General features: G+C 72.3%; 25 protein-coding genes. 8 read left to right on the plus strand and 17 right to left on the minus strand.

Going from position 1 to position 24,954, the window contains the following annotated elements; all coding sequences use genetic code 11:
* Positions 1-16: 16 nt before the first annotated feature.
* The 5 genes from AB0N90_RS15235 to AB0N90_RS15255 form a co-directional block, all read right to left on the minus strand.
* Positions 17-886 carry an HAD-IIB family hydrolase gene (locus AB0N90_RS15235; RefSeq protein WP_361671917.1) on the minus strand — a complete coding sequence of 290 codons (870 nt, stop codon included), beginning with the start codon at positions 884-886 and terminating at the stop codon, positions 17-19.
* Between the two features lie 131 nt (positions 887-1,017).
* Positions 1,018-1,920 carry an LLM class flavin-dependent oxidoreductase gene (locus AB0N90_RS15240; protein WP_365196507.1) on the minus strand — a complete coding sequence of 301 codons (903 nt, stop codon included), beginning with the start codon at positions 1,918-1,920 and terminating at the stop codon, positions 1,018-1,020.
* Positions 1,921-1,962: 42 nt separating this feature from the next.
* Positions 1,963-2,511 carry an RNA 2'-phosphotransferase gene (locus tag AB0N90_RS15245; RefSeq protein ID WP_365196743.1) on the minus strand — a complete coding sequence of 183 codons (549 nt, stop codon included), beginning with the start codon at positions 2,509-2,511 and terminating at the stop codon, positions 1,963-1,965.
* A 188-nt stretch (positions 2,512-2,699) separates the two neighbouring features.
* The gene (locus AB0N90_RS15250; protein WP_365196509.1) at positions 2,700-4,457 is read right to left on the minus strand and encodes an SDR family oxidoreductase; all 1,758 of its coding nucleotides are present in this window, start codon (positions 4,455-4,457) and stop codon (positions 2,700-2,702) included.
* On the minus strand, positions 4,454-5,296 hold the full coding sequence (locus AB0N90_RS15255) for a M24 family metallopeptidase (RefSeq protein WP_365196512.1): 843 nt from the start codon (positions 5,294-5,296) through the stop codon (positions 4,454-4,456). Before AB0N90_RS15255 ends, AB0N90_RS15250 begins: the two co-directional genes overlap by 4 nt.
* A 245-nt stretch (positions 5,297-5,541) precedes the next feature.
* Here AB0N90_RS15255 and AB0N90_RS15260 point away from each other — a divergent pair, with 245 nt between their 5' ends.
* The 5 genes from AB0N90_RS15260 (at position 5,542) to AB0N90_RS15280 (ending at position 9,413) form a co-directional block, all read left to right on the plus strand.
* The gene (locus AB0N90_RS15260; RefSeq protein WP_365196745.1) at positions 5,542-6,534 is read left to right on the plus strand and encodes an ABC transporter ATP-binding protein; all 993 of its coding nucleotides are present in this window, start codon (positions 5,542-5,544) and stop codon (positions 6,532-6,534) included.
* On the plus strand, positions 6,524-7,432 hold the full coding sequence (locus AB0N90_RS15265; protein WP_365196514.1) for an ABC transporter permease: 909 nt from the start codon (positions 6,524-6,526) through the stop codon (positions 7,430-7,432). The genes AB0N90_RS15260 and AB0N90_RS15265 overlap by 11 nt, the downstream gene beginning before the upstream one ends.
* Positions 7,429-8,340: an ABC transporter ATP-binding protein gene (locus AB0N90_RS15270; RefSeq protein WP_361671905.1), complete on the plus strand. Its 912-nt coding sequence runs from the start codon at positions 7,429-7,431 to the stop codon at positions 8,338-8,340. The genes AB0N90_RS15265 and AB0N90_RS15270 overlap by 4 nt, the downstream gene beginning before the upstream one ends.
* Positions 8,341-8,350: 10 nt before the next feature.
* Positions 8,351-9,070, plus strand: a complete 720-nt coding sequence (locus AB0N90_RS15275; protein WP_365196518.1) for an ABC transporter permease — start codon at positions 8,351-8,353, stop codon at positions 9,068-9,070.
* 103 nt (positions 9,071-9,173) lie between these two features.
* Positions 9,174-9,413: a hypothetical protein gene (locus tag AB0N90_RS15280; protein ID WP_365196520.1), complete on the plus strand. Its 240-nt coding sequence runs from the start codon at positions 9,174-9,176 to the stop codon at positions 9,411-9,413.
* A gap of 38 nt (positions 9,414-9,451) precedes the next feature.
* Here AB0N90_RS15280 and AB0N90_RS15285 read toward each other — a convergent pair whose 3' ends face one another.
* From AB0N90_RS15285 to AB0N90_RS15325, 9 genes are all read right to left on the minus strand, one after another.
* The gene (locus AB0N90_RS15285) at positions 9,452-10,249 is read right to left on the minus strand and encodes an HAD family hydrolase (RefSeq protein ID WP_365196523.1); all 798 of its coding nucleotides are present in this window, start codon (positions 10,247-10,249) and stop codon (positions 9,452-9,454) included.
* Positions 10,246-11,523, minus strand: coding sequence for a serine--tRNA ligase (gene serS, locus AB0N90_RS15290; protein ID WP_361671897.1), 1,278 nt, complete (start codon positions 11,521-11,523; stop codon positions 10,246-10,248). The genes AB0N90_RS15285 and serS overlap by 4 nt, the downstream gene beginning before the upstream one ends.
* 508 nt (positions 11,524-12,031) lie before the next feature.
* Positions 12,032-12,964: a prephenate dehydratase gene (gene pheA / locus AB0N90_RS15295; RefSeq protein WP_037650541.1), complete on the minus strand. Its 933-nt coding sequence runs from the start codon at positions 12,962-12,964 to the stop codon at positions 12,032-12,034.
* A gap of 131 nt (positions 12,965-13,095) precedes the next feature.
* Complete coding sequence (gene efeB, locus AB0N90_RS15300) at positions 13,096-14,385, minus strand: iron uptake transporter deferrochelatase/peroxidase subunit (protein WP_365196527.1); 1,290 nt, start codon at positions 14,383-14,385, stop codon at positions 13,096-13,098.
* Positions 14,386-14,393: 8 nt separating this feature from the next.
* Entirely contained in the window at positions 14,394-16,388 is a 1,995-nt protein-coding gene (locus tag AB0N90_RS15305; protein ID WP_365196530.1) for a copper resistance protein CopC, read from the minus strand.
* A gap of 14 nt (positions 16,389-16,402) precedes the next feature.
* Positions 16,403-16,867, minus strand: a complete 465-nt coding sequence (locus tag AB0N90_RS15310) for a copper chaperone PCu(A)C (protein WP_365196533.1) — start codon at positions 16,865-16,867, stop codon at positions 16,403-16,405.
* A complete protein-coding gene (locus AB0N90_RS15315; RefSeq protein ID WP_361671889.1) occupies positions 16,864-17,520 on the minus strand; it encodes an SCO family protein in 657 nt (218 codons plus the stop codon). Before AB0N90_RS15315 ends, AB0N90_RS15310 begins: the two co-directional genes overlap by 4 nt.
* Positions 17,521-17,616: 96 nt before the next feature.
* Positions 17,617-18,405 carry a YcnI family protein gene (locus AB0N90_RS15320; protein WP_365196535.1) on the minus strand — a complete coding sequence of 263 codons (789 nt, stop codon included), beginning with the start codon at positions 18,403-18,405 and terminating at the stop codon, positions 17,617-17,619.
* Positions 18,406-18,533: 128 nt separating this feature from the next.
* Entirely contained in the window at positions 18,534-19,391 is an 858-nt protein-coding gene (locus tag AB0N90_RS15325; RefSeq protein WP_365196538.1) for a hypothetical protein, read from the minus strand.
* Between the two features lie 224 nt (positions 19,392-19,615).
* Between AB0N90_RS15325 and AB0N90_RS15330 the strand changes: the two genes are divergently transcribed.
* The gene (locus AB0N90_RS15330) at positions 19,616-20,053 is read left to right on the plus strand and encodes an ATP-binding protein (protein ID WP_037650556.1); all 438 of its coding nucleotides are present in this window, start codon (positions 19,616-19,618) and stop codon (positions 20,051-20,053) included.
* An 18-nt stretch (positions 20,054-20,071) separates the two neighbouring features.
* Here AB0N90_RS15330 and AB0N90_RS15335 read toward each other — a convergent pair whose 3' ends face one another.
* Complete coding sequence (locus tag AB0N90_RS15335) at positions 20,072-20,614, minus strand: TlpA disulfide reductase family protein (protein WP_365196541.1); 543 nt, start codon at positions 20,612-20,614, stop codon at positions 20,072-20,074.
* A 112-nt stretch (positions 20,615-20,726) separates the two neighbouring features.
* Between AB0N90_RS15335 and AB0N90_RS15340 the strand changes: the two genes are divergently transcribed.
* Positions 20,727-21,218, plus strand: a complete 492-nt coding sequence (locus tag AB0N90_RS15340) for a DUF3515 family protein (RefSeq protein WP_361671877.1) — start codon at positions 20,727-20,729, stop codon at positions 21,216-21,218.
* Positions 21,219-21,225: 7 nt separating this feature from the next.
* Positions 21,226-21,789 (plus strand): GNAT family protein, encoded by a 564-nt coding sequence (locus AB0N90_RS15345; protein WP_365196543.1) that lies wholly within the window; start codon positions 21,226-21,228, stop codon positions 21,787-21,789.
* A 58-nt stretch (positions 21,790-21,847) separates the two neighbouring features.
* Here the strand turns inward: AB0N90_RS15345 and AB0N90_RS15350 are convergent, their stop codons facing one another.
* Together AB0N90_RS15350 and AB0N90_RS15355 are read right to left on the minus strand one after the other, a co-directional pair.
* A complete protein-coding gene (locus tag AB0N90_RS15350; protein WP_361671872.1) occupies positions 21,848-23,308 on the minus strand; it encodes an aminopeptidase P family protein in 1,461 nt (486 codons plus the stop codon).
* Between the two features lie 191 nt (positions 23,309-23,499).
* Positions 23,500-24,915 carry a PP2C family protein-serine/threonine phosphatase gene (locus AB0N90_RS15355; protein WP_365196546.1) on the minus strand — a complete coding sequence of 472 codons (1,416 nt, stop codon included), beginning with the start codon at positions 24,913-24,915 and terminating at the stop codon, positions 23,500-23,502.
* Between the last annotated feature and the right edge of the window lie 39 nt (positions 24,916-24,954).

The raw sequence follows: 24,954 nt of genomic DNA on the forward strand, positions 1-24,954 counted from the left end.
CCTCGTCCGGCCCGGTCTAGCCGTGCTGGTCGAGCAGGCGCTCGATCACGATCGCCACGCCGTCCTCCGTATTGGCGGCGGTGCGGCCGGAGGCGGCGGCGACGGCGTCGGGGTGGGCGTTGCCCATGGCGTAGGACTGTCCGGCCCAGGTCAGCATCTCGATGTCGTTGGGCATGTCCCCGAAGGCGACGACCTCCTCGTGGGAGATGCCGCGCTCGGCACAGCACAGGGCGAGCGTGCTGGCCTTGGAGACGCCCGGGCCGCTGAGTTCCAGCAGGGCGCTGGGGCTGGAGCGGGTGACCGTGGCGCGCTCGCCGACGGCCAGCCGGGCCAGGGTGAGGAAGGCGTCCGGGTCGAGGGTGGCGTGGTGGGCGAGGATCTTGAGCACGGGCTGCGCGGCGGTCGGGCCGTCCGGCGCGAGCAGCTCCTCGGCGGGCAGCCGGTGGCCCGGCACCTCCATGTGCAGCCGGGGATAGGCGGGCTCCTGGTGGAAGCCGTAGGTCTGCTCGACCGCGAACACCGTGCCGGGCGCGGCCCGGCGCAGCAGCCGGACGGCTTCCAGGGCGTTGCCGCGGGCCAGTTCGCGCACCTTGGTGAACCGGTGGGCGCCGGGGCCGCCATGCAGGTCGACCACGGCGGCGCCATTGCCGCAGATGGCCAGGCCGTGGCCGTGGACATGGTCGCTGACGACGTCCATCCAGCGGGCCGGGCGGCCGGTGACGAAGAAGACCTCGATGCCCGCCTGCTCGGCGGCGGCCAGGGCGGCGACGGTCCGCGGGGAGACCGACTTGTCGTCGTGCAGCAGGGTGCCGTCGAGGTCGGTGGCGATCAGCCGCGGGCGGATCGCGGCGGCAGGGGTCCCGGGTTGCCTGGTCGCTGAGGTCATCCGGTCATTCTCGCGCATATGCCCGCACGGGCGTGCGGAAGTGTGCACAGATGAGACACAGATGACGCTCCGGGCGCCCCGCCCGCCTCACAAGGTGTCCCGGGACACACCTGAGCGTGCCGCGGGTCATGTCAGCCCAGCTGGGCGAGGCCCTCCATGGCGATCCGCTCGAAGATCTTCTCGTCCGCGGCGAAGTCGGAGTCCGGGATGGGCCAGTGCAGGACGATCTCGGTGAAGCCGAGGTCCCGGTGGCGCCCGGCGAAGTCCACGAACGCGTCCAGCGAGGTGAGCGGCCGGCCGCGGTCCGGGGTGAAGCCGGTGAGCAGGATCTTGTCCATGCCGGCGACGTCACGGCCGGCCTCCGCGCAGGCGTCGGACAGCCGGGCCAGCTGCCCGCGCAGCGCCTCCACCGACTGCTCCGGGGTGCCCGTCTCGTACAGCTTCGGGTCGCCCGTGGTCACCCATGCCTGGCCGTGGCGCGCGGCGAGCCGCAGCCCGCGCGGGCCGGTGGCGGCGACGGCGAACGGCAGCCGGGGGCGCTGGACGCAGCCCGGGATGTTGCGCGCCTCGTCCGCCGAGTAGTAGCGGCCCTCGTACGTCACCGCGTCCTCGCTGAGCAGCCGGTCGAGCAGCGGCACGAACTCGGCGAAGCGGTCGGCGCGCTCGCGCGGGGTCCACGGCTCCTGGCCGAGGGCGGTGGCGTCGAAGCCGGTGCCGCCGGCGCCGATGCCCAGGGTGATCCGGCCGCCGGAGACGTCGTCCAGGGAGATCAGTTCCTTGGCGAGGGTGACCGGGTGGCGGAAGTTCGGGGAGGTGACCAGGGTGCCGAGGCGGAGCCGCTCGGTGGCGGCCGCGGCGGCGGTCAGGGTGGGGACGGCACCGAACCAGGGGCCGTCACGGAAGCTGCGCCAGGACAGGTGGTCGTAGGTGTACGCCGTGTGGAAACCCAGCTGCTCGGCGCGCACCCAGGCGGCGCGGCCGCCCTCGTGCCAGCGGCGGTACGGCAGGATCACGGTGCTCAGACGCAGACTCATGCGTTCGAGGGTAAGCGGTGGGCCGGGGCGGTGCGGGCGAGGTCAGCGGGGCCCCGGGAAGCGCAGATGGCGCGGGGGCACGGCGGCGGTCAGCCAGACGCCGTTGGCGCTGACATGGAAGACATGGCCGTCACGGTGCATGGCGCCGGCGTCGACCACGAGGACGACCGGGCGGCCCCGGCGGGCGCCGACCCGGGTGGCGGTGTCGCGGTCGGCGGAGAGGTGCACGGCATGTCTGTCCATGGGCTCCAGACCGGTGGCCCGGATGGACTTAAGGGCACGGGGGTGGGTGCCGTGGTAGAGGTACGGCGGCGGGGTGGCCGGTGGCAGGCCCAGGTCCACGGCGACGGTGTGGCCCTGGTTGGCGCGGATCCGGGCGCCGTCGATCGTGAAGCGCCGTTTGTCGTTGGTGGCGACGACCCGGTCGAGCTCCTCGCGGGTGAAGCGGAAGCCGTGCTCGGCAGCCGCGCTGATCAGGGTGTCGATGTCCGCCCAGCCGGCGGGGTCGAGGGTGAGGCCGATGCGGGCCGGCTGGTGGCGGAGGTGCCGGGAGAGGTACTTCGAGACCTTGACCGTGCGTCTTTCGTCCATGGGGTCCATGGGTTCTTCGTCCATGGAACCAGGGTGGGCGAGAGACGCGGATCACGCAGCTTGTTTTCGCGGGGACGTTTGATCCACAGACAACCCCGGTTATCCACAGGGGAATTGACGAAGTTGTGGACAACTGGACTGCGCGAGTAGGGGTGTTGAGGTCAGTCGTCCCCAACACCCCACCCGGATCACACCTTCGGCTCCACCCGCGCCAGTCGGCGCAGCGCCCCCGGCAGCACCCGGGACAGGAAGTGCGCGCCCCGCGCCTCCGGTGTCACCGGCACCACCGGACGGTTGTGGACCACCGCGTCCAGGATCGCCGAAGCCACCTTCTCCGGCGGGTAGTTGCGCAGTCCGTACAGGCGCGCGGAGTTCTTCTGCAGGCGCCGCTCCTCGGTCTCGTCGGCCCCGGCGAAGCGCGCCGTGGACGTGATGTTGGTGTTGACGATGCCGGGGCAGATCGCCGTGACGCCGATCGCCTGGGACGCCAGCTCCGCGCGCAGGCACTCGGAGAGCATGAGGACCGCCGCCTTGGAGGTGCTGTAGGCGGGCAGCACCCGGGAGGGCTGGAACGCGGCGGCGGACGCGATGTTGACGATATGACCGCCCTGCCCTCGCTCGGCCATCCGCGCCCCGAAGAGCCGGCAGCCGTGGATCACGCCCCAGAGGTTGACGTCGAGGACTTTGCGCCAGTCCTCGGTGGTCGTGGCGAAGAAGGACCCGGACAGGCCGATGCCCGCGTTGTTGACCAGCACGTCCAGCACGCCGTACGCGCGGTGGACCCGCTCGGCCAGCTTCTCCATGGCCTGTTCGTCCGAGACGTCCGCCGTCTCGGCCCATGCCTCGGGCGCGCCGATCAGCCGGGCCAGTTCCGCGGTGCGGGCCGCCGCCTCCGCGTCCCGGTCGACGGCCACCAGCCGCGCGCCCGCCTCCGCGAACGCGAACGCCGTCGCCCGGCCGATCCCGCTGCCCGCGCCGGTGATCAGCACCAGCTGCCCGCCGAACCGCGCCGCGTGGGGCCCGGTCGCCTTCGGCTCGGGGCGGCCGCCCTCCACCGATACGACGAACTCCTCGATCCAGGCGGTCAGCTGGTCCGGCCGGGTGCGCGGCGCCCAGTGCTTGGCCGGGAGCGTGCGCCGGGTCAGCTGGGGCACCCAGCGGTCCAGGTCGTCGTAGAGCCGCTCGGAGAGGAACGCGTCGCCCTGGGGCGTGATCAGCTGCACCGGGGCGTGCGCGAACGCGTCCGGGCGGGGGTGGGTCAGCCGCGGCCGCACATTGTCCCGGTACAGCCAGGCGCCGTGGGCCGCGTCCTGGGGCAGGGAGGAGGTCGGGTAGTCGCCGGCCGGGATGCCCTCGGCCCGCTCCAGGAGCTTCGGCCAGTGCTTGCCGAGCGGGCCGCGCCAGGCCAGCTCCGGCAGGGCCGGGGTGTGCAGCATGCCCACGTACCAGGACTTGGCGCCCTGGCCCAGGAGCTGGGCCACCCGGCGGGGCGTCGGACGCTTCAGACGGTCGTTGATCCAGTGCCCGAAGTGGTCGAGGGACGGCCCGGAGACGGTGGTGAAGGAGGCGATCCGGCCCTCCGTGCGGCCGACCGTGACGAACTCCCAGGACTGCACCGAGCCCCAGTCATGGCCGACGAGATGCACCGGGCGGTCCGGGCTCACCGCGTCCACCACGGCCAGGAAGTCGTCCGTGAGCTTGGCCAGCGTGAAGCCGCCGCGCAACGGCCGCGGCGCCGTGGAGCGGCCGTGGCCCCGGACGTCGTACAGGACCACATGGAAGCGCTCCGCGAGGCGCGGGGCTATCTCGGACCACACCTCCTTGCTGTCCGGATAGCCGTGCACCAGGACCACCGTCGGCTGCTGTGCGTCGCCCAGTTCGGCCACGCACAGTTCGATTCCGCCGGTCCGTACCGTGCGCTCGCGCGCACCCTTCAGGGTCGTCACTTCGCCTCCGCCCAGCGCCGCACATGCGGCAGATCGTCGTCCAGCCAGAACGCGCTCTGCTCGGGGTCCTTCGAGTCGGTGACCACGAGGAGCTCCTCGAACTTCGCCCCGGTGCCCCGGAAGCCCAGATGCGGTTCGACCGCCCACAGGCCCGGCTTCGGCGGATGGTCCGAGAAGCGGTACGGCGACCACAGCGGCGACCAGCCCTCGCGGTGGCCGTGCAGCGCGTCCGAGGCGAGACCCTTCAGGGACTGGGTGCCGAAACCGAAGACATGGGGCGCGAAGCGGCGCTCCCGCACCCGGTCCACCTTGTGCGCGATCACGCCGAAGGGGTAGGCCCGATGCCGGTTCGCGTAGCCCTGGCGGACCATCAGCCGCTCCACGTCCTCGTAGATCTCGCGCAGCGGACGCCGCTCGCGCACCTCGCGCAGGATCAGCTCCCGATGCGCCTCCAGGTCGGCCATCAGCCGGTCCTGTACGGGGTTCACCCCGAGGGACCCCGAGTAGCCGATGTCCGCCGTGTATCCCTCGAACACCGGGGCCATGTCCAGGATGAACGGCATTCCGGGCCCGAGCTCGCGATCGGTCGGGAAGAACTGGAGCGGGATCCGGAAGTTCACGAACGCCGTACGGTCCCCGAACCAGGCGAAGGGCAGATGGAACCAGTCCCGCACCCCGCGCTCGCGCAGCCACTCCCGCTGCATCCGCGCGGCCTCACGCTCGGTCACACCCGGCTCCAGGCGCGCCGCGACCGCCTCCGCGCACTCATAGGCGAGGCGCTGCACCTTTTTGAATCCCCGCAGCTCCGTGGGGAGTTCACTGCTCACTGCCGTCGTCATGCCGCCTCGTCCCGTGATCCGGCCGATTCGCGTCGGCTGCGGTACGCGTCCGTAACTTGACAGAGGTGAATCTCGCAGTTGTTAGAGGCGGCGTCAATAGGCGGGAGTGCGGGCCCGGGACAAGTCCGGGTGGCCCTTAGGGAGGGGCGGCCCCTAGGGTCCCGTAATACCTGGGGCGGACCCGAAGACGGCTCTGTGGTCTGACGACCGGCGTGGCCGGGATCACTACCGTTCGGTGGGTGACTGTGATCGCGACCGAAAGCCTGAGCAAGCGGTTCCCCCGGGTGACCGCGCTCGACCGGCTGTCCGTGGACATCGGGCCCGGGGTGACCGGACTCGTCGGAGCCAACGGCGCCGGCAAGTCCACCCTGATCAAAATCCTGCTGGGGCTGTCCCCCGCCACCGAGGGCAGTGCCCGGGTGCTGGGCCTGGACATCGCCACCGAGGGCGCCGCCATCCGCGAACAGGTCGGCTACATGCCGGAGCACGACTGCCTGCCGCCGGACGTCTCGGCGACCGAGTTCGTCGTGCACATGGCGCGCATGTCGGGGCTGCCGCCCACGGCCGCGCGCGGGCGCACCGCGGACACCCTGCGCCATGTCGGCCTGTACGAGGAGCGCTATCGCCCCATCGGCGGCTACTCCACCGGCATGAAGCAGCGCGTGAAGCTCGCGCAGGCCCTGGTGCACGACCCCAAGCTGGTCTTCCTGGACGAGCCGACCAACGGCCTCGACCCGGTCGGCCGCGACGAGATGCTCGGCCTGATCCGCCGCGTCCACTCCGACTTCGGCATCTCCGTCCTGGTCACCTCGCACCTGCTGGGCGAGCTGGAGCGGACCTGCGACCACGTGGTCGTCATCGACGGCGGCAAGCTGCTGCGCTCCAGCTCCACCACCGACTTCACGCAGACCACGACCACCCTCGCGATCGAGGTCACCGACAGCGACACCCACCCCGACGGCACCGCCGCGGTCCGCGACGCGCTGCGCGGGCGCGGGGTGGAGACCCACCACGAGGGCACGGGCCTGCCCGGCGCCGGCCACATCCTGCTGCTGACCGCCGCGGGCGAGGAGACGTACGACCTGGTGCGCGACGTGGTCGCCGACCTCGGCCTCGGCCTGGTCCGCATGGAGCAGCGCCGGCACCACATCTCCGAGGTTTTCACCACCGACACCGCCGAAGGCAGCGCCCACAGCGGCGACGAGCAGCGGAAGGAGGCCGTCGGCCATGGCGGTTGAGCAGCCCCTGACCTCGCCCCCGGGCGAGACGACCCGGATCCACGACATCGGCTACCGCGGCTACGACGGCCCGCGCCTCGGCCGCGCCTACGCCCGCCGCTCCCTGTACTCGCAGTCCCTGCGCGGCGCCTACGGCCTCGGCCGCTCGGTGAAGTCCAAGGTGCTGCCCATGCTGCTGTTCGCGGTCATGTGCGTGCCCGCCGCCATCATGGTCGCCGTCGCCGTCGCCACCAAGGCGCACGAACTGCCGGTCGCCTACACCCGGTACGCGATCATGCTCCAGGCCGTCATCAGCCTGTATGTCGCCTCCCAGGCGCCCCAGGCCGTCTCCCGCGATCTGCGCTTCAAGACGGTCCCGCTGTACTTCTCGCGGCCGATCGAGACCGCCGACTACGTGCGCGCCAAGTTCGCCGCGCTCGCCTCGGCGATCTTCATCCTCACCGCCGCCCCCCTGCTGGTGATGTACGTGGGGGCGCTGCTGTCCAAGCTGGGCTTCGCCCACCAGACGAAGGAATTCGCCGAGGGACTGGTCTCCGTGGCCCTGCTCTCCCTGCTCTTCGCCGGCATCGGCCTGGTCATCGCCGCCGTCACCCCGCGCCGCGGCTTCGGCATCGCCGCCGTGATCGCCGTACTGGTCATCACCTACGGGGCGGTCTCCACCCTCCAGGGCATCGCGGAGGTCCAGGGGCACTCCGCCGCCATCGCGTGGATCGGCCTGTTCTCGCCGGTCACCCTGATCGACGGCGTGCAGTCCGCCTTCCTCGGCGCCACCGCCCAGAACCCCGGCGGGGTCGCTCCCTCGACCGGAGAGGGCATCGTCTACGTCCTCGTCACCCTCGCACTGATCGCCGGCAGCTACGGCCTCCTGGTGCGCCGCTACAAGAAGGTGGGACTGTGACGACCCTCAGCATCGACCATGTCTCCCGCTGGTTCGGCAACGTGGTCGCCGTCAACGACATCACCATGACCATCGGACCCGGCGTGACCGGCCTGCTCGGCCCCAACGGCGCCGGGAAGTCCACCCTGATCAACATGATGGGCGGCTTCCTCGCCCCCTCCACCGGCACGGTCACCCTCGACGGACAGCCGGTGTGGCGCAACGAGGGGATCTACCGGCACATCGGCATCGTCCCCGAGCGGGAGGCGATGTACGACTTCCTCACCGGGCGCGAGTTCGTCGTGGCCAACGCGGAGCTGCACGGCCTCGGCGACAAGGCCGCCCAGCGGGCCCTGGCCACCGTCGAGATGGAGTACGCCCAGGACCGCAGGATCGCCACGTACTCCAAGGGCATGCGCCAGCGCGTGAAGATGGCCAGCGCCCTGGTGCACGACCCCTCGCTGCTCCTGCTGGACGAGCCGTTCAACGGCATGGACCCGCGCCAGCGCATGCAGCTGATGGACCTGCTGCGGAGGATGGGCGACGAGGGCCGCACCGTGCTGTTCTCCTCGCACATCCTGGAGGAGGTCGAGCAGCTCGCCCGGCACATCGAGGTCGTCGTCGCCGGGCGGCATGCGGCCAGCGGCGACTACCGCAGGATCCGCCGCCTGATGACCGACCGTCCGCACCGCTATCTGGTGCGCTCCAGCGACGACCGGGCCCTCGCGGCGGCACTGATCGCCGACCCGTCCACCGCCGGCATCGAGGTCGACCACACCGAGGGCGCGCTGCGCGTCCAGGCCGTCGACTTCGGCCGCTTCACCACTCTGCTGCCGAAGGTCGCCAGGGACCACGGCATCCGACTGCTCACGGTCTCGCCGTCGGACGAGTCGCTGGAGTCCGTCTTCTCGTACCTGGTCGCGGCGTAGGAGGCCGAAGATGTACGACCCCACAGTCGCCCGGCTCACCTACCGGGCCCTGCTCGGCCGTCGCCGGGCCCTCATCCTCGGCGCGCTGCCGCTGCTGCTCATCGTGATCGCCGTGGCCGTACGCGCCCTCAGCGGGGCGGACGACCAGACGGCCGCCGATGTGCTCGGCGGGTTCGCGATCGCCACCATGGTGCCGATCATCGGCGTCATCGCGGGCACGGGCGCGATCGGTCCGGAGATCGATGAGGGCTCTGTCGTCTATCTGCTCGCCAAACCCCTGAAGCGGCCGACGATCATCTTCACCAAGCTGATCGTGGCCATCGCGGTGACCATGGTGTTCTCCGCGGTGCCCACGCTGATCGCGGGTCTGATCCTCAACGGCAACGGCCAGCAGATCGCCGTCGCCTACACGGTGGCCGCGCTGGTGGCCTCCATCGCCTACTCCGCGCTGTTCCTGCTGCTCGGCACGGTCTCCCGGCACGCGGTCGTCTTCGGCCTGGTGTACGCGCTGGTCTGGGAGGCGCTGTTCGGCTCCCTGGTGCCGGGCGCGCGCACGCTGAGCGTGCAGCAGTGGGCGCTCGCGGTCGCGCACAAGGTGGCCGGGGGCGACCTGGTCACCTCCGACGTCGGGCTGACGACGGCGGTGGTGCTGCTGGTCGTGGTGACCGTGCTGGCCACCTGGTACGCGGGGCAGAAGCTGCGCTCGCTGAAGCTGGCGGGGGAGGAGTAAGAGGCTCCGGGGTCCCCGGTCACCGACCGGGGATCTTTGACGGAGACTTCATCCCCGGCCGGGCACACTGGGCAAAACGTGACGTAAGGCGAGGAGGCCGGGGATGGCGGAGGAGATATCGGGGGGTGGCGGGGAGCCCGCGGGGGACGCCTTCGAGGGGCTGGTCCTGGACGAGGACTTCGTGCGGGCCGCCGATGCCTCCGAGCCGTCCGCCCGGGCCCGGATGCTGGCCGCCCGCTGGCGTACGCAGGCCCCCGAACCCCAGCCCTGGCGCTCCGACGAGCCGCCGGCGGGGTGGTTCTTCAGCAAGGTACGACGGCGGGGGTGGCGCCGGCGGCGGTGAGCCCGCGGCCGACCCCACGGCAGGCACGGTGAACGGCGTTACGCCAGCAGGCCTTCCAGCACCGCCGCGATCCCGTCCTCCTCGTTCGAGGACGTCACCTCGTCGGCCACCGCCTTCAGCTCCTCGTGGGCGTTGGCCATGGCCACGCCCCGGGAGGCCCAGCCGAACATCGGGATGTCGTTCGGCATGTCGCCGAAGGCGATCGAGTCCGCGGCCCGCAGACCGAGGCGGCGCGCGGCCAGAGAGAGCCCCGTCGCCTTGGAGAGACCGAGCGGCAGGAGTTCCACGATGCCCGCGCCGGCCATCGCGACCGAGACGAAGCCACCGGCCGCCCGCCGGGCGGCCTCCGCCAGCTCGTCGTCGCCCAGCGTCGGATGCTGTATGTAGATCTTGTTCAGCGGCGCGGCCCAGAGATCGGACGCGTCGGTGAGGGGGACCGCGGGGAGCGGCCCCGCGACGGCGTAGCCGGGCCCCACGAGCACCTCGCCGTCCAGCCCGTCACGGCTCGCGGCGAGATGCAGCGGACCGACCTCCGCCTCGATCTTGGCCAGCGCCACCCCCGCCAGCTGACGGTCCAGGGTGACGGACGTCAGCAGGCGGTGCGCCCCGGCGTCGTACACCTGGCCGCCCTGGCCGCAGACCGCGAGGCCGTCGTAGCCGAGGTCGTCCAGGACATGGCGGGTCCAGGGGACGGCCCGGCCGGTGACGACGATGTGCGCGGCGCCCGCCGCGGCGGCCGCGGTGAGCGCGTCGCGGGTGCGCTGCGAGACCGACCCGTCGGAGCGCAGCAGCGTTCCGTCCAGGTCGGTCGCGACCAGCCCGTAGGGGAAGCTCACCTGGCCACCGGCTCCAGGACCTCCCGGCCGCCCAGGTAGGGGCGCAGCACTTCGGGGACCCGGACGGAGCCGTCGGCCAGCTGGTGGTTCTCCAGGATCGCCACGATGGTGCGCGGTACGGCGCACAGCGTGCCGTTGAGCGTGGCCAGCGGCTTGACCTGCTTGCCGTCGCGGACCCGGATGGACAGCCGGCGGGACTGGAACTCGGTGCAGTCCGAGGTCGAGGTCAGCTCGCGGTACTTGCCCTGCGTCGGGATCCACGCCTCGCAGTCGAACTTGCGGGCGGCCGAGGAGCCGAGGTCACCGGAGGCGACGTCGATCACGCGGAACGGCAGCTCCAGCGAGGACAGCCACTGCTTCTCCCACGCCAGCAGGCGCTGGTGCTCGGCCTGGGAGTCCTCGGGGTCGACGTACGAGAACATCTCGACCTTGTCGAACTGGTGCACGCGGAAGATGCCCCGGGTGTCCTTGCCGTGCGAACCGGCCTCGCGGCGGAAGCAGGGCGAGAAGCCCGCGTACCGCAGCGGCAGCTTGTCGGCGTCGAGGATCTCGTCCATGTGGTACGCCGCGAGCGCCACCTCGGAGGTGCCGACCAGGTAGAGGTCGTCCTTGTCGAGGTGGTAGACGTCCTGCGCGGCCTGGCCGAGGAAGCCGGTGCCGGCCATCGACTGCGGGCGGACCAGCGCCGGGGTCAGCATCGGGGTGAAGCCGGCCGCGGTGGCCTGGGCCATCGCCGCGTTCACCAGGGCCAGCTCCAGCAGGGCGCCGACACCGGTGAGGAAGTAGAAGCGGGAGCCGGAGACCTTGGCGCCGCGCTCGACGTCGATCGCGCCGAGCAGCTGCCCGAGTTCCAGGTGGTCCTTGGGTTCAAAGCCCTCGGCACCGAAGTCGCGGATGGTGCCGTGCGTCTCCAGGGTGACGAAGTCCTCCTCGCCGCCGACGGGGACGTCGGGGTGGACGAGGTTGCCGAGCCGGCCCAGCAGCTCATGGGTCTCGGCGTCGGCCGCGTCGCGCTCGACGTCGGCGGCCTTGACGTCGGCCTTGAGCTGCTCGGCGCGCTTGAGCAGTTCGGCCTTCTCGTCGGCGGTGGCCTTGGGGATCAGCTTGCCGAGCTGCTTCTGCTCGGCACGCAGTTCGTCGAAGCGGACGCCGGAAGACCTGCGCCGCTCGTCGGCGGACAGGAGGGAGTCGACGAGCGCGACATCCTCTCCACGAGCACGCTGGGACGCGCGCACACGGTCGGGGTCCTCACGGAGCAGGCGAAGGTCAATCACAGGCCCAAGGCTACCGGTGCGGGGATGCCGCTCACGAATCACTATTACGGCGCGCTTGGATTTGCGGCTTACGGTGCGTTATGCGCTAATTGCCGCGCGTTGTCAAGGGAAAGTGTCTCACTCCCTGGGACGGGGCAGGCCCCGGGCGCCGGGTTGACTCGATTTCCTTGTGGAGAGCGGGACTTGGCGGCCCGGTTGTCCACAGAAATCCACACCCACCGAAGAGTTATCCACAGGGTGTGGGGAAGTTCTGTGGATGCGGGAATTGATCACTCCGGATCCCTTGACCGACGTGCAGAATTCCCCGGCCAAAGTGGATCGACACCCACTTTCGGGTGGAAAACGGTCGCCCCAAAAGATGAACCAAAGGAAACGGGTGGACGAAGGGTGAGTCAGGTGAAGGTCGCCCCGACTGTGCGCTGTGGGGCGATTTGTCGACTGGGTCGCGCTTCGCTGTCGACTTGTCCCCAGGTCGAGAAGCGCACCTGTGGATAACTCCTGTGGATAACTAGAAGCGGCCGTCCTGGCAGCGCGCCACCCAGTCAGCGGCCCGCATGAACTCCTCGTCCGAGGTTCCCGGCCGTACGGCGCGTGCCTCGTCCGGCGTGATGTCGGCGCGCGGGTACGAGCCGAGGAAGCGCACTTCGAGGCAGAGCCGCTTCAGGCCCATCAGCGCCGCCGCCATCCGCCGGTCGGAGATATGGCCCTCGGCGTCCACGCAGAAGCAGTAGTTGCCGATGCCCTCGCCGGTCGGGCGGGACTGGAGCAGCATCAGGTTGATCCCGCGCGAGGCGAACTCGCCGAGCAGATCGCGCAGTCCGCCGGGGTGGTCGGTGCGCTGCCAGAGCACCACCGAGGTCTTGTCGGCGCCGGTCTTCGCGGCGGGCCGGGCCGGGCGGCCGACCAGCACGAACCGGGTCTGCGCGTTCTCCGCGTCGTGGATCCCGGTCTCCAGGGCCTCCAGGCCGTACCGGGCGGCGGCGAACTCGCCCGCGAAGGCGGCGTCGTAGCGGCCCTCCTGCACCAGCCGGGCCGCGTCCGCGTTCGAGGCGGCCGACTCCCAGACGGCGTCCGGGAGGTTGGCCTTCAGCCAGTTGCGCACCTGCGGCTGGGCCGCGGGATGGGCGGAGACCGTCTTGATGTCGGCGAGCCGGGTGCCCGGCCGGACCAGCAGCGCGAAGGTGATGGAGAGCAGCACCTCGCGGTAGATCGTCAGCGGCTCGCCCGCGACCAGGCCGTCCAGGGTGGCGGTGATGCCGCCCTCGACGGAGTTCTCGATCGGCACGAACGCGGCTTCGGCCTCGCCGGCCCGCACCGCGTCCAGCGCGGACTGCACCGACACGTACGGGGTCAGCTCCCGGGTGGCCGCCTCCGGCAGCGTCCGCAGGGCCACCTCGGTGAAGGTGCCCTCGGGACCGAGATACGCATAGCTCGCTGGCATGGTCCTCACCCTAATGGCCGCGGGCCGTCGTAGCTCAGGCGTCTCAAGATGACCACTCGACCGGGTGGTTTGGAAAGGGAAATCCGCAGAGCCGATGGAATATCGGCTAAGGGGATCGGCGGGGGTCTTGCTCAGTCCTCCAGCAGGCGCTGTCCCACGTACTCGCCCTTCGCCGCGCCGCCCGGCACCGCGAAGAGCGCGCTCGACTCGTGCCGGATGAACCGCGACAGGGCGTCGCCCCGGTCGAGCTTGCGCTGCACCGGCACGAAGCCGAGCAGCGGGTCCGCCTGCCAGCACACGAACAGCAGCCCGGCGTCCGGCACCCCGTCCGCGTCGATGCCGTCGTGGTACGAGAACGGGCGCCGCAGCATCGCCGCCCCGCCGTTCTTGTCCGGCCGGGTGATCCGCGCGTGCGCATCGAGCGCGATCACGTAGTCGCCCTTGGCGTCGGTCTTCTCCAGCTCCATCGGGGACGTCTCGTGCCCTCCGGTCAGCGGTGCCCCGTCCGCCTTGCGGCGCCCTATGACCTGCTCCTGGGCGGCGACGGGCAGCTTCTCCCAGTCGTCCAGGAGCATGCGGATCCGCCGTACGACGGCGTAGGAGCCGTTCGCCATCCACGCGGGCTCGCCCGAGGCGGGCACGAAGATCTGCTTGTCGAAGGCGGCGTCCGTCGGCTTCGGATTGCCCGTGCCGTCGATCTGGCCCATGAGGTTGCGGGCCGTCAGCGGGCGGGCGGTGGCGCCCGGGGTGCGGTTGAAGCCGTTCATCTGCCAGCGCACCCGCGCGGCCGCCCCGGCGTCCTTCTGGATCGCGCGCAGGGCGTGGAAGGCGACCAGGGCGTCGTTCGCGCCGATCTGCACCCATAGATCGCCGTCGCTGCGCGCCTTGTCCAGCCGGTCGGAGGAGAAGTCGGGCAGCGGATCGAGGGCGCCGGGCCGCTGCTTCTCCAGACCGGTGCGGGTGAAGAAGCTGTTTCCGAAGCCGAAGGTGACCGTCAGCGAGGAGGGACCCGCGTCCCGGGACACATCGGTGTCGTCGTGCGGGGCCGGCTCGCCCGCCATCAGCCGCTCGGCCGTCGCCGACCAGCGGCGCAGCAGGGCCGCCGCCTCCTTGCGGCCCGCACCCGCCGCCAGATCGAAGGCGATGAGATGACCGCATGCCTGGAGACCCTCGGTGATGCCGGGCTGGTGTTTCACGTGAAACAACGCGCGGTCGGATCCCACCGAGGTGAGCGGGGTGGCCGGGGCGGGCGCGGCGGCATAGCCGACGGCCCCGCCCGCCGCGCCGAGCACCAGCCCGGTGGCGCCCGCGGTACCGAGCAGGGCCCGCCGGGAGACACCCCCGGAACCGGCCCCGGAGGCCGTGGCCTCGGCCGTCGGGGACTTGGGGGTGCGGGCCTGCTGGGTGGACTGGTCGGTCATGGTCTGGGTCAGCCGATCTGCGCGTTCTTGGAGACGGTCACTTCGTCGATGTCGGAGGTGCGGACGGTGACCTCGACCTTCCAGTCGCCGGCCATCGGGATCTGCACCCCGTCCGCCGACCAGTGGCCGGTGGTGATGTGCTCGGGAGCCACGGAGAGCGGGCCGATCTTCTTCGCCTCCAGGGTGAGGGCGATCTTCACCTCGGGGACGTCGAAGAGCTGTCCGCCGGGCTTGCGGACGAAGAGGTGCAGCGAGTTGGCGCCCGCGTGGGCGGGATCGATGTCGAGGGCGACCACGCCCTTGCCGTTCGCGCCGCCCGTGTCGAAGGGCAGGCTCAGGGACAGGTCCCCGTTCGCGGGTGCCGTGACGGCGCCGGTGGCGGCCTTGGCCTCCTGCTCGGTGCGGCCGGGCTCGGTCTGTGTCAGCGCGGTGGTGACGGCGAGCAGCACGACCGCGACGGCGGCCTCGGCGAGCACCGAGCGGCGCAGCCCGAAGCGGCCCGCGTCGCCGTCCCGCAGCCGCTTGCGCCGGGCCGCGTCCACCGCGGCGCGCTGCCGGGCGAGCTGGGCGGCGCGGCGGGAGTCGCCGGAGTCCTCGGCGGCGGGGGCCGGTTCGGACGCGTCCGCGTCCGCCGTGGCGGAGTCCCGCCCGGCGATGTCCGCGGACGCTGTGTCCGCCGTACCCGCGTCCTGCCCGGCGGCTGCCCTCGCCGCGGTGACCGACTCCTTCTCGGTCCCCGCTCCGTCGGCGGCCCGTTCCTCCTCCGCGCCCTGGTCCGCGAGCCGTCCCGTCCAGCGCCGTGACACGGACGCGAGGCCCACCATGACCGCCACCAGGGCGATCTTGGCCAGCAGCAGCTGCCCGTACCGGGTGTCGGTGAAGGCGGACCAGGAGCCGAGCTGGCGCCAGGACTGGTAGATCCCGGTGGCGACGAGGGCCACCACGGAGCCGAAGGCCAGCCGGGAGAAGCGGCGTACGGCGGCGGCCTCGACCGGTGTCCCGGCGGGCGCCCGGTACAGGGCGACCAGCAGCGCGGTGAGCCCGCCCAGCCAGGCGGCGACGGCGAGCAGATGGACGACGTCCACCGGCATGGCGATGCCCGGCTGGAGCCCCACCGAGGCGTGCTCGGACATCGCCCAGCTGGTCGCGAGCCCGGCCGCGACGACCAGGCCCCCGATCCCGAGCCCGAAGGTCAGGTCCCGTTTCTCCGCGCCCTCCTCGCGCCGCTGGTACGTGCCGAAGAGGACGGCGATGAACAGCGCGGCGGCGGCGAGCAGCAGCAGCCGGGAGACCAGCGCGGCCCCCGGCTTGGTCTCCAGCACCTGGCCGAGCAGTCCGAGGTCGAAGACGTCGGCGACCTTCCCGGTGGTGGTGTACGAGCCGCGCAGGAGCAGCAGCCACAGGGTGGCCGCGGTCAGCGCCAGCCAGCCGCCGACGACCAGCCGTTGCAGCGCCCGTACGCCCGCGCCGCGCCGCCAGCACAGCAGCACGAAGGCCGCGCCGCCCACGAGCACGATGTAACCGCCGTACGACACGTACCGCCCGACCTGGTAGAGGCCGCCGACGACCCCGCCGCCCACGGTCGGACCGCTGCCGGAGACCACGGTCCGCGAGGGCGCCCCGATGGAGAACGTGTAGGCACCGGCCACCGGGTGGCTGTCGGCGGAGACGACCTCGTAGGTCACCGTGTACGTGCCCTTGCCCAGGCCGCCCTTGAGCCGCACGGCGTACGTCGTCCCGCGCACGTTGTCGGGGGCGCCGGTCTGGACGGGCTCGCCCTTGGGGTCGAGGACGCGCAGCGAGTCGCCGTTCATCGCGACCTTCTCGGAGAAGGTGAGCGAGACCCGGGCGGGCGGCTGCTGGACCACCACCCCCTGCGCGGGGTCGCTGCCGGTCAGCGCCGCGTGCGCGGAGGCCGGTGCGGCGCCCGCGAGCAGGGCGCCCAGGGCGGCGAGGAGCAGCAGCACCAGGGTCCGCGGGCGGGGGGTGATGGTCCGGGTCACGGTGGTCCCTTCCCTCAGTTGCCGGTCGTCGGGTGGTACGTGGCGGACTTCACCGGCATCTCGACGGTGACGGGCCCGCTCTTGGCGAAGGTGAGCTTCAGGGTGACCGTCTGGCCCTGCTTCGGCCGCTGCCGGAGCTGCTCGAACATCAGGTGGTTGCCACCGCTTCTGAAGACGAGCCGGCCGTGGGCGGGTATGGCGAAGGAGGACTGCTCCCGCATCTCGCCGCCCGTGGTGCTGTGCATGGTGACCTGGCCGGCCGCGGTGCTGCTCACCTGGGTCAGCTCGTCCTTCGTGCCGCCCTTGTTGGTGATCGTCAGGAAGCCGGCGGCCATGTCGGCGGAGACGGGCTGCGGCATGTAGGTGCCGCTCACCGACAGTTCGGCCTTGGAGGTGTCCGAGGAGCCCGAGCCCGAGCAGCCCGCGAGAGCGAGGGCGCCCGCGAGAGCCGTGGCCGGGACGAGGGGTCGGCGGTTCACGGCTTGGCCCCCTGGGCGATCTTGGGCAGGTCCTTGATGTAGTCGTCGACCGTGGCCTGGTCGTCGAAGAAGGCGTATCCACCGTCGTTCTTCGGCGAGAAGGCGACCACCTGGGTGCCGTGCATGGAGACGAGCTGGCCGGACTTGTTCTTCGTCGTGGGCTCGACGGAGATGCCGACGGAGCGGGCGGCGGCCTGGATGGTCTTGAAGTCGCCGGTCAGACCGATGAACCGGGGGTCGATGCCCTTGAGCCAGCTGCCGAGCGCGGCCGGGGTGTCGCGGCCGGGGTCGGTGGTGACGAACACGACCCGCAGATCGGCGCGCTGGGCCGGGGTCAGCGACTTCTGGGCCGCGACGGCGATGTTGCTCATCGTCGTCGGGCAGATGTCGGGGCAGTGCGTGTAGCCGAAGTAGAGCAGGGTCGGGTGGCCCTGGGTCTCCTTGCGGAGGTCGTACTTCTTGCCGTGGGTGTCGGTGAGGACCAGGCCGGGCTTGTCCCAGGGCTGGTCGAGGACGGTGACGGGACCGCTGCCGCCGGACTCCTGCGAGACGGCGGAGACCACCGACGAGTCGGCTTTCTGGCCGCCGCAGGCGGAGAGGGTCAGGGTGGCGGCGGCGAGCAGCGCGGCCGCGGCGAACGTCTTCTTGCGCATAGAGAAATGTCCCAGATGTGAGAACTCCGGCGCGCGCCGGGGTCGTACGGGGGCCAAGCCTGGCACGGCCCCGGCGCGCGCTGCGGAACGATGGGGCTAGGCGGTGCGGCGGCGGCCGGCGAGGACGCCGTAGGCCACGCCCGCGGCACCGACGACGATCCCGGCGACGCCGAGCACCCGGGCGGTGGTGTCACTGCTGCTGCCGGAGTCCGAGGCGGCGGCCGTGTTCTCCTTCTTGTCGTCGGACGCGTCCTGGGCGGCCGCCGCGCCGTGCTCGTCGGCCGCCGCGGTCAGCTGGAGCACCGGGGCGGGGTTCTGCGGCTCGTCCTGGCCCGCCTGCGGCACCTCGATCCAGCGCACGACCTCCTTGTCGGAGTACGTCTGCAGCGCCTTGAACACCAGCTGGTCGGTGTTGTCGGGCAGGGCGCCGACGGAGAGCGGGAACTTCTGGAAGTAGCCGGGCTCGATGCCCTTGCCGTCGGCGGTCCAGGTGACCTTGGTGACGGCCTGGTCGATCTTGTCGCCGTGCACGGTCAGCGGCTTGGCGAGCTTGGTCTTGGTGAGCTGCACGCTCCAGCCCGGGATGGGCTGGGCCATGACGGAGGCCAGCGGGTGGTCGGTGGGGAGGTTCACCTCGACCTTGGTGGTCGAGGCGTTGTCACGCTCGTTGGGGACCTTGAAGTCGACGACCGCGTAGCTGCCCTTGGCCGCGGCGCCCTCGGGCTGCACGGTCACATGCGCGAAGGCGGGGGCGGACAGGGCGAGTACGGCGGTGCCGGCGACGGCGGCACCGGCGGCGACACGGGCGGCCGTACGGCGGGTGGTCGTACGGCGGGTGGCGGGACGGCCGGCGGTGAGGCTGGGGACGAGCTGGGAAACCTGCATGGCAGGAGCACTCCGTGGTGAGAGTTCCGGTGAAGAAGGAAGGCGCGCGGGCGCGCGCGGGCCGCGCGACGGCGGCCGTCTCCTCGGAACCCGGAGCTGTCCCGGGGCGGGGGGCGGGGCGCGTCGCGTCAGGCGGCGAGTCGCAGTCCGGCGGCGGGCGGGCCGCGCCGGATCACCGAGTGCTGGAGTGCGAGGGTGGCGGGGGCGGGCGGTTCGCCCCGGTCGCCGCGACGGGCGCGCGGGGTGGGCTCGGCCGCGGACAGCAGTCCGGCGCACAGGGCGCCCACCAGGGCGAGCGCCGCGCGCAGGGACCGTACGAGCGCGGTCTCGGCGACTTCGTGGGCGGAGTGCGCCGACAGTTCGAGCAGCCGCAGCACGGCCAGGTCGCCGCGGCGCAGCAGCCAGCCGAGGGCGACCGCCGCGAGGAGGTGGCCGAGCAGCATCGGCAGCGAGGGCAGCAGCGCCGCGGAGGCGCCGGTGGCGTCGGCCGCGTGCGGCACGGGCAGCGGGGCCCCGGCCACGGGGCGGCCCGAGCGGTCGATGAGGCGGGCGGCGAGCAGGATGTGGAAGGCGTGGCCGGGGGTGAGCGCGGCGGCGTTCGCCCCGCACAGCAGCCGGGCGGCCTGTTCGACCAGGGCGGTGTCGCCGAGCGCGGTTCCGCCCGGAGCGCTCTGCCCCATCGGCATCCCGCCCATGGCCATGCCCGCCCCGTGCTGGCCCAGGCCGAACAGCGTGTGCAGCGCGGTCTGGCCGAGGGTGAGGAGCGCGGCGATGCCCGGCAGCGAGCGGGCCCGCCCGGCGAGCGGGATCACCAGCAGCAGGGAGCCGAGGAAGCCCACGCCGAGCGTCCACAGCGGCACGCTCGCGCAGGAGGCCAGGGTGTGCCCGGCCGCGGCCAGCACGACGCAGACCGCGGCGAAGACCGCGGCCCGCAGCATCCGGAGCCCGGCTCCGGGACGCGCCGTGCGCGCGTGAGGGGCAGACATGGCGGGCTCATCATCCCACCGCGCCCCGCGCCGTCCTACGCCAGGTCCGGGCAATACCTCCCCCGGCACCTCCCCCGGCCGACCGAAGGGGTACGTCCCGCATACACCGATTCCTCCCGGGACGCATCGGCTGTATGGGCGGAGTCACGTCAACGGTGTGCTTACGGCCACCTATGGGCGGCAATAGGTATCGGTATGTCGAGCCGCGGCCTGGAGGCTGTTGCATGAGCATCTGGTGGTCACTCCATCTGCGCCGCGAGGCCGCGAGTGTGCCGCTCGCGCGGCGGCTCCTGATCGGCACCATGGAGACGGCCGGGGTGGACCCGGAGATCTCCTACGACCTCTCCGTCGCCCTCAGCGAGGCATGCGCGAACGCCGTCGAGCACGGCGGCGACGACAGCACCTCGGCGGTGTACCGGGTGACCGCGTACCTCGACGGGGAGAAGTGCCGTATCGAAGTGGCCGACTCCGGCCCCGGCTTCCAGCACACCCGCGAACTGCGCCCCGCCCGCCCGGACGCCGAGCACGGCCGCGGCCTCTGCCTGATCCGCGAACTCGCCGACCACGTCCACATCGGCCCCAAGCCCGGCCGGCACGGCACGGTGGTCAGCTTCGACAAGATCCTCAAATGGCGCGACGACGCTCCGCTGCTGGCGGTGTAGCCCGGTCGTATCCGGCGATCAGAGCAGCGGTTCGACCAGAGCGGTCAGTTCCGCGCGGCTGATCCGGCCCATCCGGGCCGCCGCGATCCGGCCCTGCCGGTCCACGACGAAGGTGTAGGGGTAGCCCTGCGGGCTGACCAGGCCCTTGGGGATGCGCAGAAGCTGGGCGGTCTTCGGGTCGTGGAGGCTGCGGTAGGTGACGTGGTGCTCGCGGGCGAAGGCCGCACCGGCTGTTCCCGAGGCATCGGTGTCGACGCCCATGACGCACACACCGCGGGTGTGCAGGGCGGTGTCCACGGCGGAGAGGTCAGGGGCTTCGGCCCGGCAGGGGCCGCACCAGGACGCCCACGCGTTCACCACGAGCACGTTGCCCCGGTAGTCGTGCACGGCGATCGGGCGGCCGTCGATCGCGGTCCCCGCCAGATCGGGCATCTTCTCGCGGTCGGCCGGGGCGAACGTCTCCTGCGCGGAGGGCGCTTGGCCGTCGTCCAGTCGGGGGCCCGCACACCCTGATGCCATCAGCAGGGCCAGGACCAGCCCGGCGGCTTTTGCGATGTTCATGTCGATGAGGATGTCACCCTGCCGCGGACTGTCAGGGGGAGTACGGGGCGGGAGGGCGGTGCCCTACGGTGGCCCTCGTATCGCCGTGCGCACAGGGGGTCGACGTCCATCCATGAAGCTCTCACGCCGCCTTGCTCTCGGTGCCGTCGCCGGCATCGTGGTCCTGACCGTGGGGGGCGGGGTGACGGCACGTCTGCTGGACGATCCGGCACGGGGCCTGACGGCTGCCGCGCATGCGGGGGACGCGCACTGCCGGGAACTCACCGGGAGGGCGCCCGGACGGCTGGCGGGCAAGGACCGCCGGTCTGTCGGCCTCGACGGCGTGGTGGTGTGGGGCGATCAGGATGTGATCCTGCGCTGCGGTGTCGAGAGCCCGACGGCGACAACGGACCCGTGTTTCGAGGCGAACGGGATCGACTGGGTGCTCGACGAGCGGCAGTCCACCCCGGATCGCAAGGTCATCGTGACGTTCGGTCGTACACCGGCGACGCAAGTCGCCATCCGTGCCCAGGGAGTGCGGACGGACGAGGCGATCCTGGAGCTGTCGCCTCTGGTGGCGGGAATCCGAAAGACCGGCCGGTGCCTGGATACCGGCCCCGCATAGTGGGGGCATGCATATCGACAGCGGGGAGATGGCGGCCGGGGTGGCGTTGCGGCCGCTCGGGGCGGGGGACGCGGAGGCGTTGGCGGAGGCGTATGAGGTGAATCGGGGGCACCTCGGGCCGTGGGGGCCGGTGCGGCCGGATTCCTTCTTCACGCCGGAGGGGCAGCGGGAGCGGATCGAGGGGCTGCTGCGGCAGCGCGACGAAGGTGCCGCGGTGCCCTGGGTGTTCGAGGAGGCGGACGGGCGGATCGTCGGGGCCATCACCCTGACGGGGATCGCCCGGGGGCCGTTCTGCAGCGCGCACCTCGGCTACTGGGTCGCCGCGGACCGGCAGGGCCGGGGGCTGGCGAGCGCGGCCGTGGCGCGGGTGTGCGGGCTCGCGCGGGACGTGGTCGGCCTGCACCGGATCGAGGCGTCCACGCGGGTGGAGAACGCCGGGTCGCAGCGGGTGCTGGAGAAGTGCGGCTTCGAGCTGATCGGGACGGCGCCCAAGTACCTGCACGTCAACGGCCGTTGGCGGGACAGCCGGCTGTTCCAGCGGATCCTGCACGACGAGGACCCCGCGCGGTAGAGCCCTTGGACGACGACGGCCGGGCACCCCAGGGTGCCCGGCCGTCCTTCGGTGAGGGTCAGCCCTTCAGCGCGGCCATCCACGCCTCGACCTCGTCGGCGCGCCGCGGCAGGGCGGCCGAGAGGTTCCGGTTGCCGTCCTCCGTCACCAGGATGTCGTCCTCGATCCGGACGCCGACGCCCCGGTACTCCTCGGGCACGGTGAGGTCGTCGGCCTGGAAGTACAGGCCCGGCTCGACCGTGAGGACCATGCCCGGCTCCAGGACGCCGTCCACGTACGTCTCGGTGCGCGCGACCGCGCAGTCGTGGACGTCCATGCCGAGCATGTGACCGGTGCCGTGCAGGGTCCAGCGGCGCTGCAGGCCCAGCTCCAGGACGCGCTCGACCGGGCCCTCGACCAGGCCCCACTCGACCAGCTTCGCGGCCAGCACCCGCTGGGCCGCGTCATGGAAGTCGCGGAACTTGGCGCCCGGCTTGACCGCCGCGATGCCGGCCTCCTGGGCCTCGTACACCGCGTCGTACACCTTCTTCTGGAGCTCGCTGTACGTGCCGTTGATCGGCAGCGTGCGCGTGACGTCGGCGGTGTAGAGGGTGTGCGTCTCCACGCCGGCGTCGAGCAGCAGCAGGTCGCCGGAGCGGACCGGGCCGTCGTTGCGGACCCAGTGCAGGGTGCAGGCGTGCGGGCCCGCGGCGCAGATCGAGCCGTAGCCGATGTCGTTGCCCTCGACGCGGGCGCGCAGGAAGAAGGTGCCCTCGATGTAGCGCTCGCTGGTGGCCTCGGCCTTGTCGAGGACCTTCACCACGTCCTCGAAGCCGCGCACCGTGGAGTCGACGGCCTTCTGCAGCTCGCCGATCTCGAACGCGTCCTTGACCAGGCGCTGCTCGGAGAGGAAGACGCGCAGCTCCTCGTCGCGCTCGGCGGTGACCTTGTCGGTCAGGGCCGCCTCGATGCCGGCGTCGTAGCCGCGCACGACGCGCACCGGGCCGGTGGCCTCGGCCAGCTTCCCGGCCAGCTCGCGGACATCGGCGGCGGGGATGCCGTACAGCGCCTCGGACTCGGTGAGGGAGTGGCGGCGGCCGACCCACAGCTCGCCCTGGCCGTCGAGCCAGAACTCGCCGTTCTCGCGGTCGGAGCGGGGCAGCAGGTAGATGGTCGCCCGGTGGCCCTCGCCCGCGGGCTCCAGCACGAGGACGCCGTCCTCCGTCTGGTTGCCGGTGAGGTACGCGTACTCGACGGAGGAGCGGAAGGCGTACTCCGTGTCGTTCGAGCGGGTCTTCAGGTTGCCCGCCGGGATCACCAGGCGCTCGCCCGGGAAGCGCGCGGAGAGCGCGGCGCGGCGGCGCGCGGTCTCGGCGGCCTGCTCGATCGGCTTCAGGTCACGCAGCTCGGTGTCGGCCCAGCCGGACTGCATGTTCTCGGCCAGCTCGTCGGAGACGCCCGGGTACAGGCCGTTCTTCCGCTGCTTGATGGGCTCCTCGGACTCGGTTTCCGGGGTCGCCGGAATGAGTTCGTCGGCCACGTGTTCCTCCTCGGTACGGCGTGTGATCTCCCCCGGGGCGGTCCGTGCGGCTCGCCACGGTGGGTCACTGTGTCCGAGCCGGGGACCTCCATCATCGTACGGTCGTACCGGGACGGGATCGGGGGCGGATGCCCCGTTATGCCTGGTCACCGCGTGGTCACTGAGCGGCGTCGCCGACCGGGGGCCCCGGCTCAGTCGAAGCGGGCCGCGAGCAGCACCACGTCCGCCGTGCTGTCGGCGGCGTCCGGGCCGTCCGGCAGCACCGTGCGCAGCACATGGTCGGCGACGGCCCCGGGGTCCTGCCGCAGCGCCCGCGGCACGCTCGCGGCGGCCGTGTGCAGGCGGGCGAAGGCCCGGTCCATGGGGTCGCCGGTACGGTGCAGCAGCCCGTCGGTGTAGAGCAGAACCGTCTCTCCCGCTTCGGCCTGGATCTCCACGCTGGGCGCCTCCCAGCACGAGAGCATGCCGAGCGGCGCGGAGACGGAGGTCTCGGCGAACTCGGTGCGCCGCTCGCCGATCACCAGCGGCGGGCTGTGCCCGGCACCCGCCAGGGTGACCCGGCGCAGCACGGGCTCGCAGTAGGCGAACAGGGCGGTGGCCGAGCGGGCGGGCTCGGTCAGCCGCAGCAGCAGCTCCAGATCGGACAGGACGGCGACCGGGTCCTCGCCCTCCATCACGGCGTACGCCCGCAGCGAGGCGCGCAGCCGGCCGGCGGCGGCCACGGCGCTCGGTCCCGAACCGGTGACCGAGCCGACCGACAGACCGAGCGCCGCGTCGGGCAGCGGCAGCGCGTCGTACCAGTCGCCGCCGCCGCGCGGCCCGGTGCGGTGCCGGGCGGCGAGCTGGACGCCGGGCACCCGGGGCAGCCGGGAGGGCAGCAGTTCCTCGGCGATGGTCGCGACGCACGCCCGGGTGTTCTCCACCTCCCGCAGCCTGGCGAGGTGTTCGGTGGCGTGCCGGATGTACAGGCCCGCGAGATGGCGCTGCCGGTCATGGGGTTCGGCGGGCTCGTCGTAGAACCAGACGGCGGCGCCGAGGCGGCCGGCACCGTCGGTGGCGAGCGGCAGGGCGTAGCTGGCGGCGTAGCCGAGGCGGGCGGCGACCTCGCGGTGCCGGGGGTCGAGGTCGTCCTCGGCGAACAGATCGGGGCGGACGATCTCGGCGGTGCCCGCGGTGTCGTACGGCAGCGCGCCGCGCGGCACGGTCTCCAGATGGCCGAGGTCGGCGCGGCCGAGGCCGAGGCCGCGGCTGGTGCGGGGGCCGAGTCCGTCGCCGGGCTCCAGGACGACGAGGCCGCGGCGGGCGCCGACGAGGGCGGCTCCTGCGTGCAGCAGTTCGTCCAGGGCGGGCTCCAACGCGCTGGTGCGGGTGAGCCGTTCGGTGAGTTCGTGCAGCGTGGTGAGGTCGGAGACCCAGCCGGCGAGGCGGTCCTGGAGGAGGGTGCCGGGGGCGGCGACCGGGGGGTGCGGGACGGGGACGGCGGGGATGGTGTCCGCGCGTGTGCCCGCGGGGGCCTCCGGGGCGGGAGGGGCGGGCGCGACAGTGTGGGCGGGCGTGGGAACAGTGGGATCGATTCCGGCCACTTTCGGTGGGTGCGGGGCGCTCATGGCGCGCGGCCTTCAGACTGGTGCACAGTGCTCAAAAGC

The sequence above is a fragment of the Streptomyces sp. NPDC093018 genome, assembly GCF_040684035.1.
GTDB lineage: Bacteria > Actinomycetota > Actinomycetes > Streptomycetales > Streptomycetaceae > Streptomyces > Streptomyces murinus.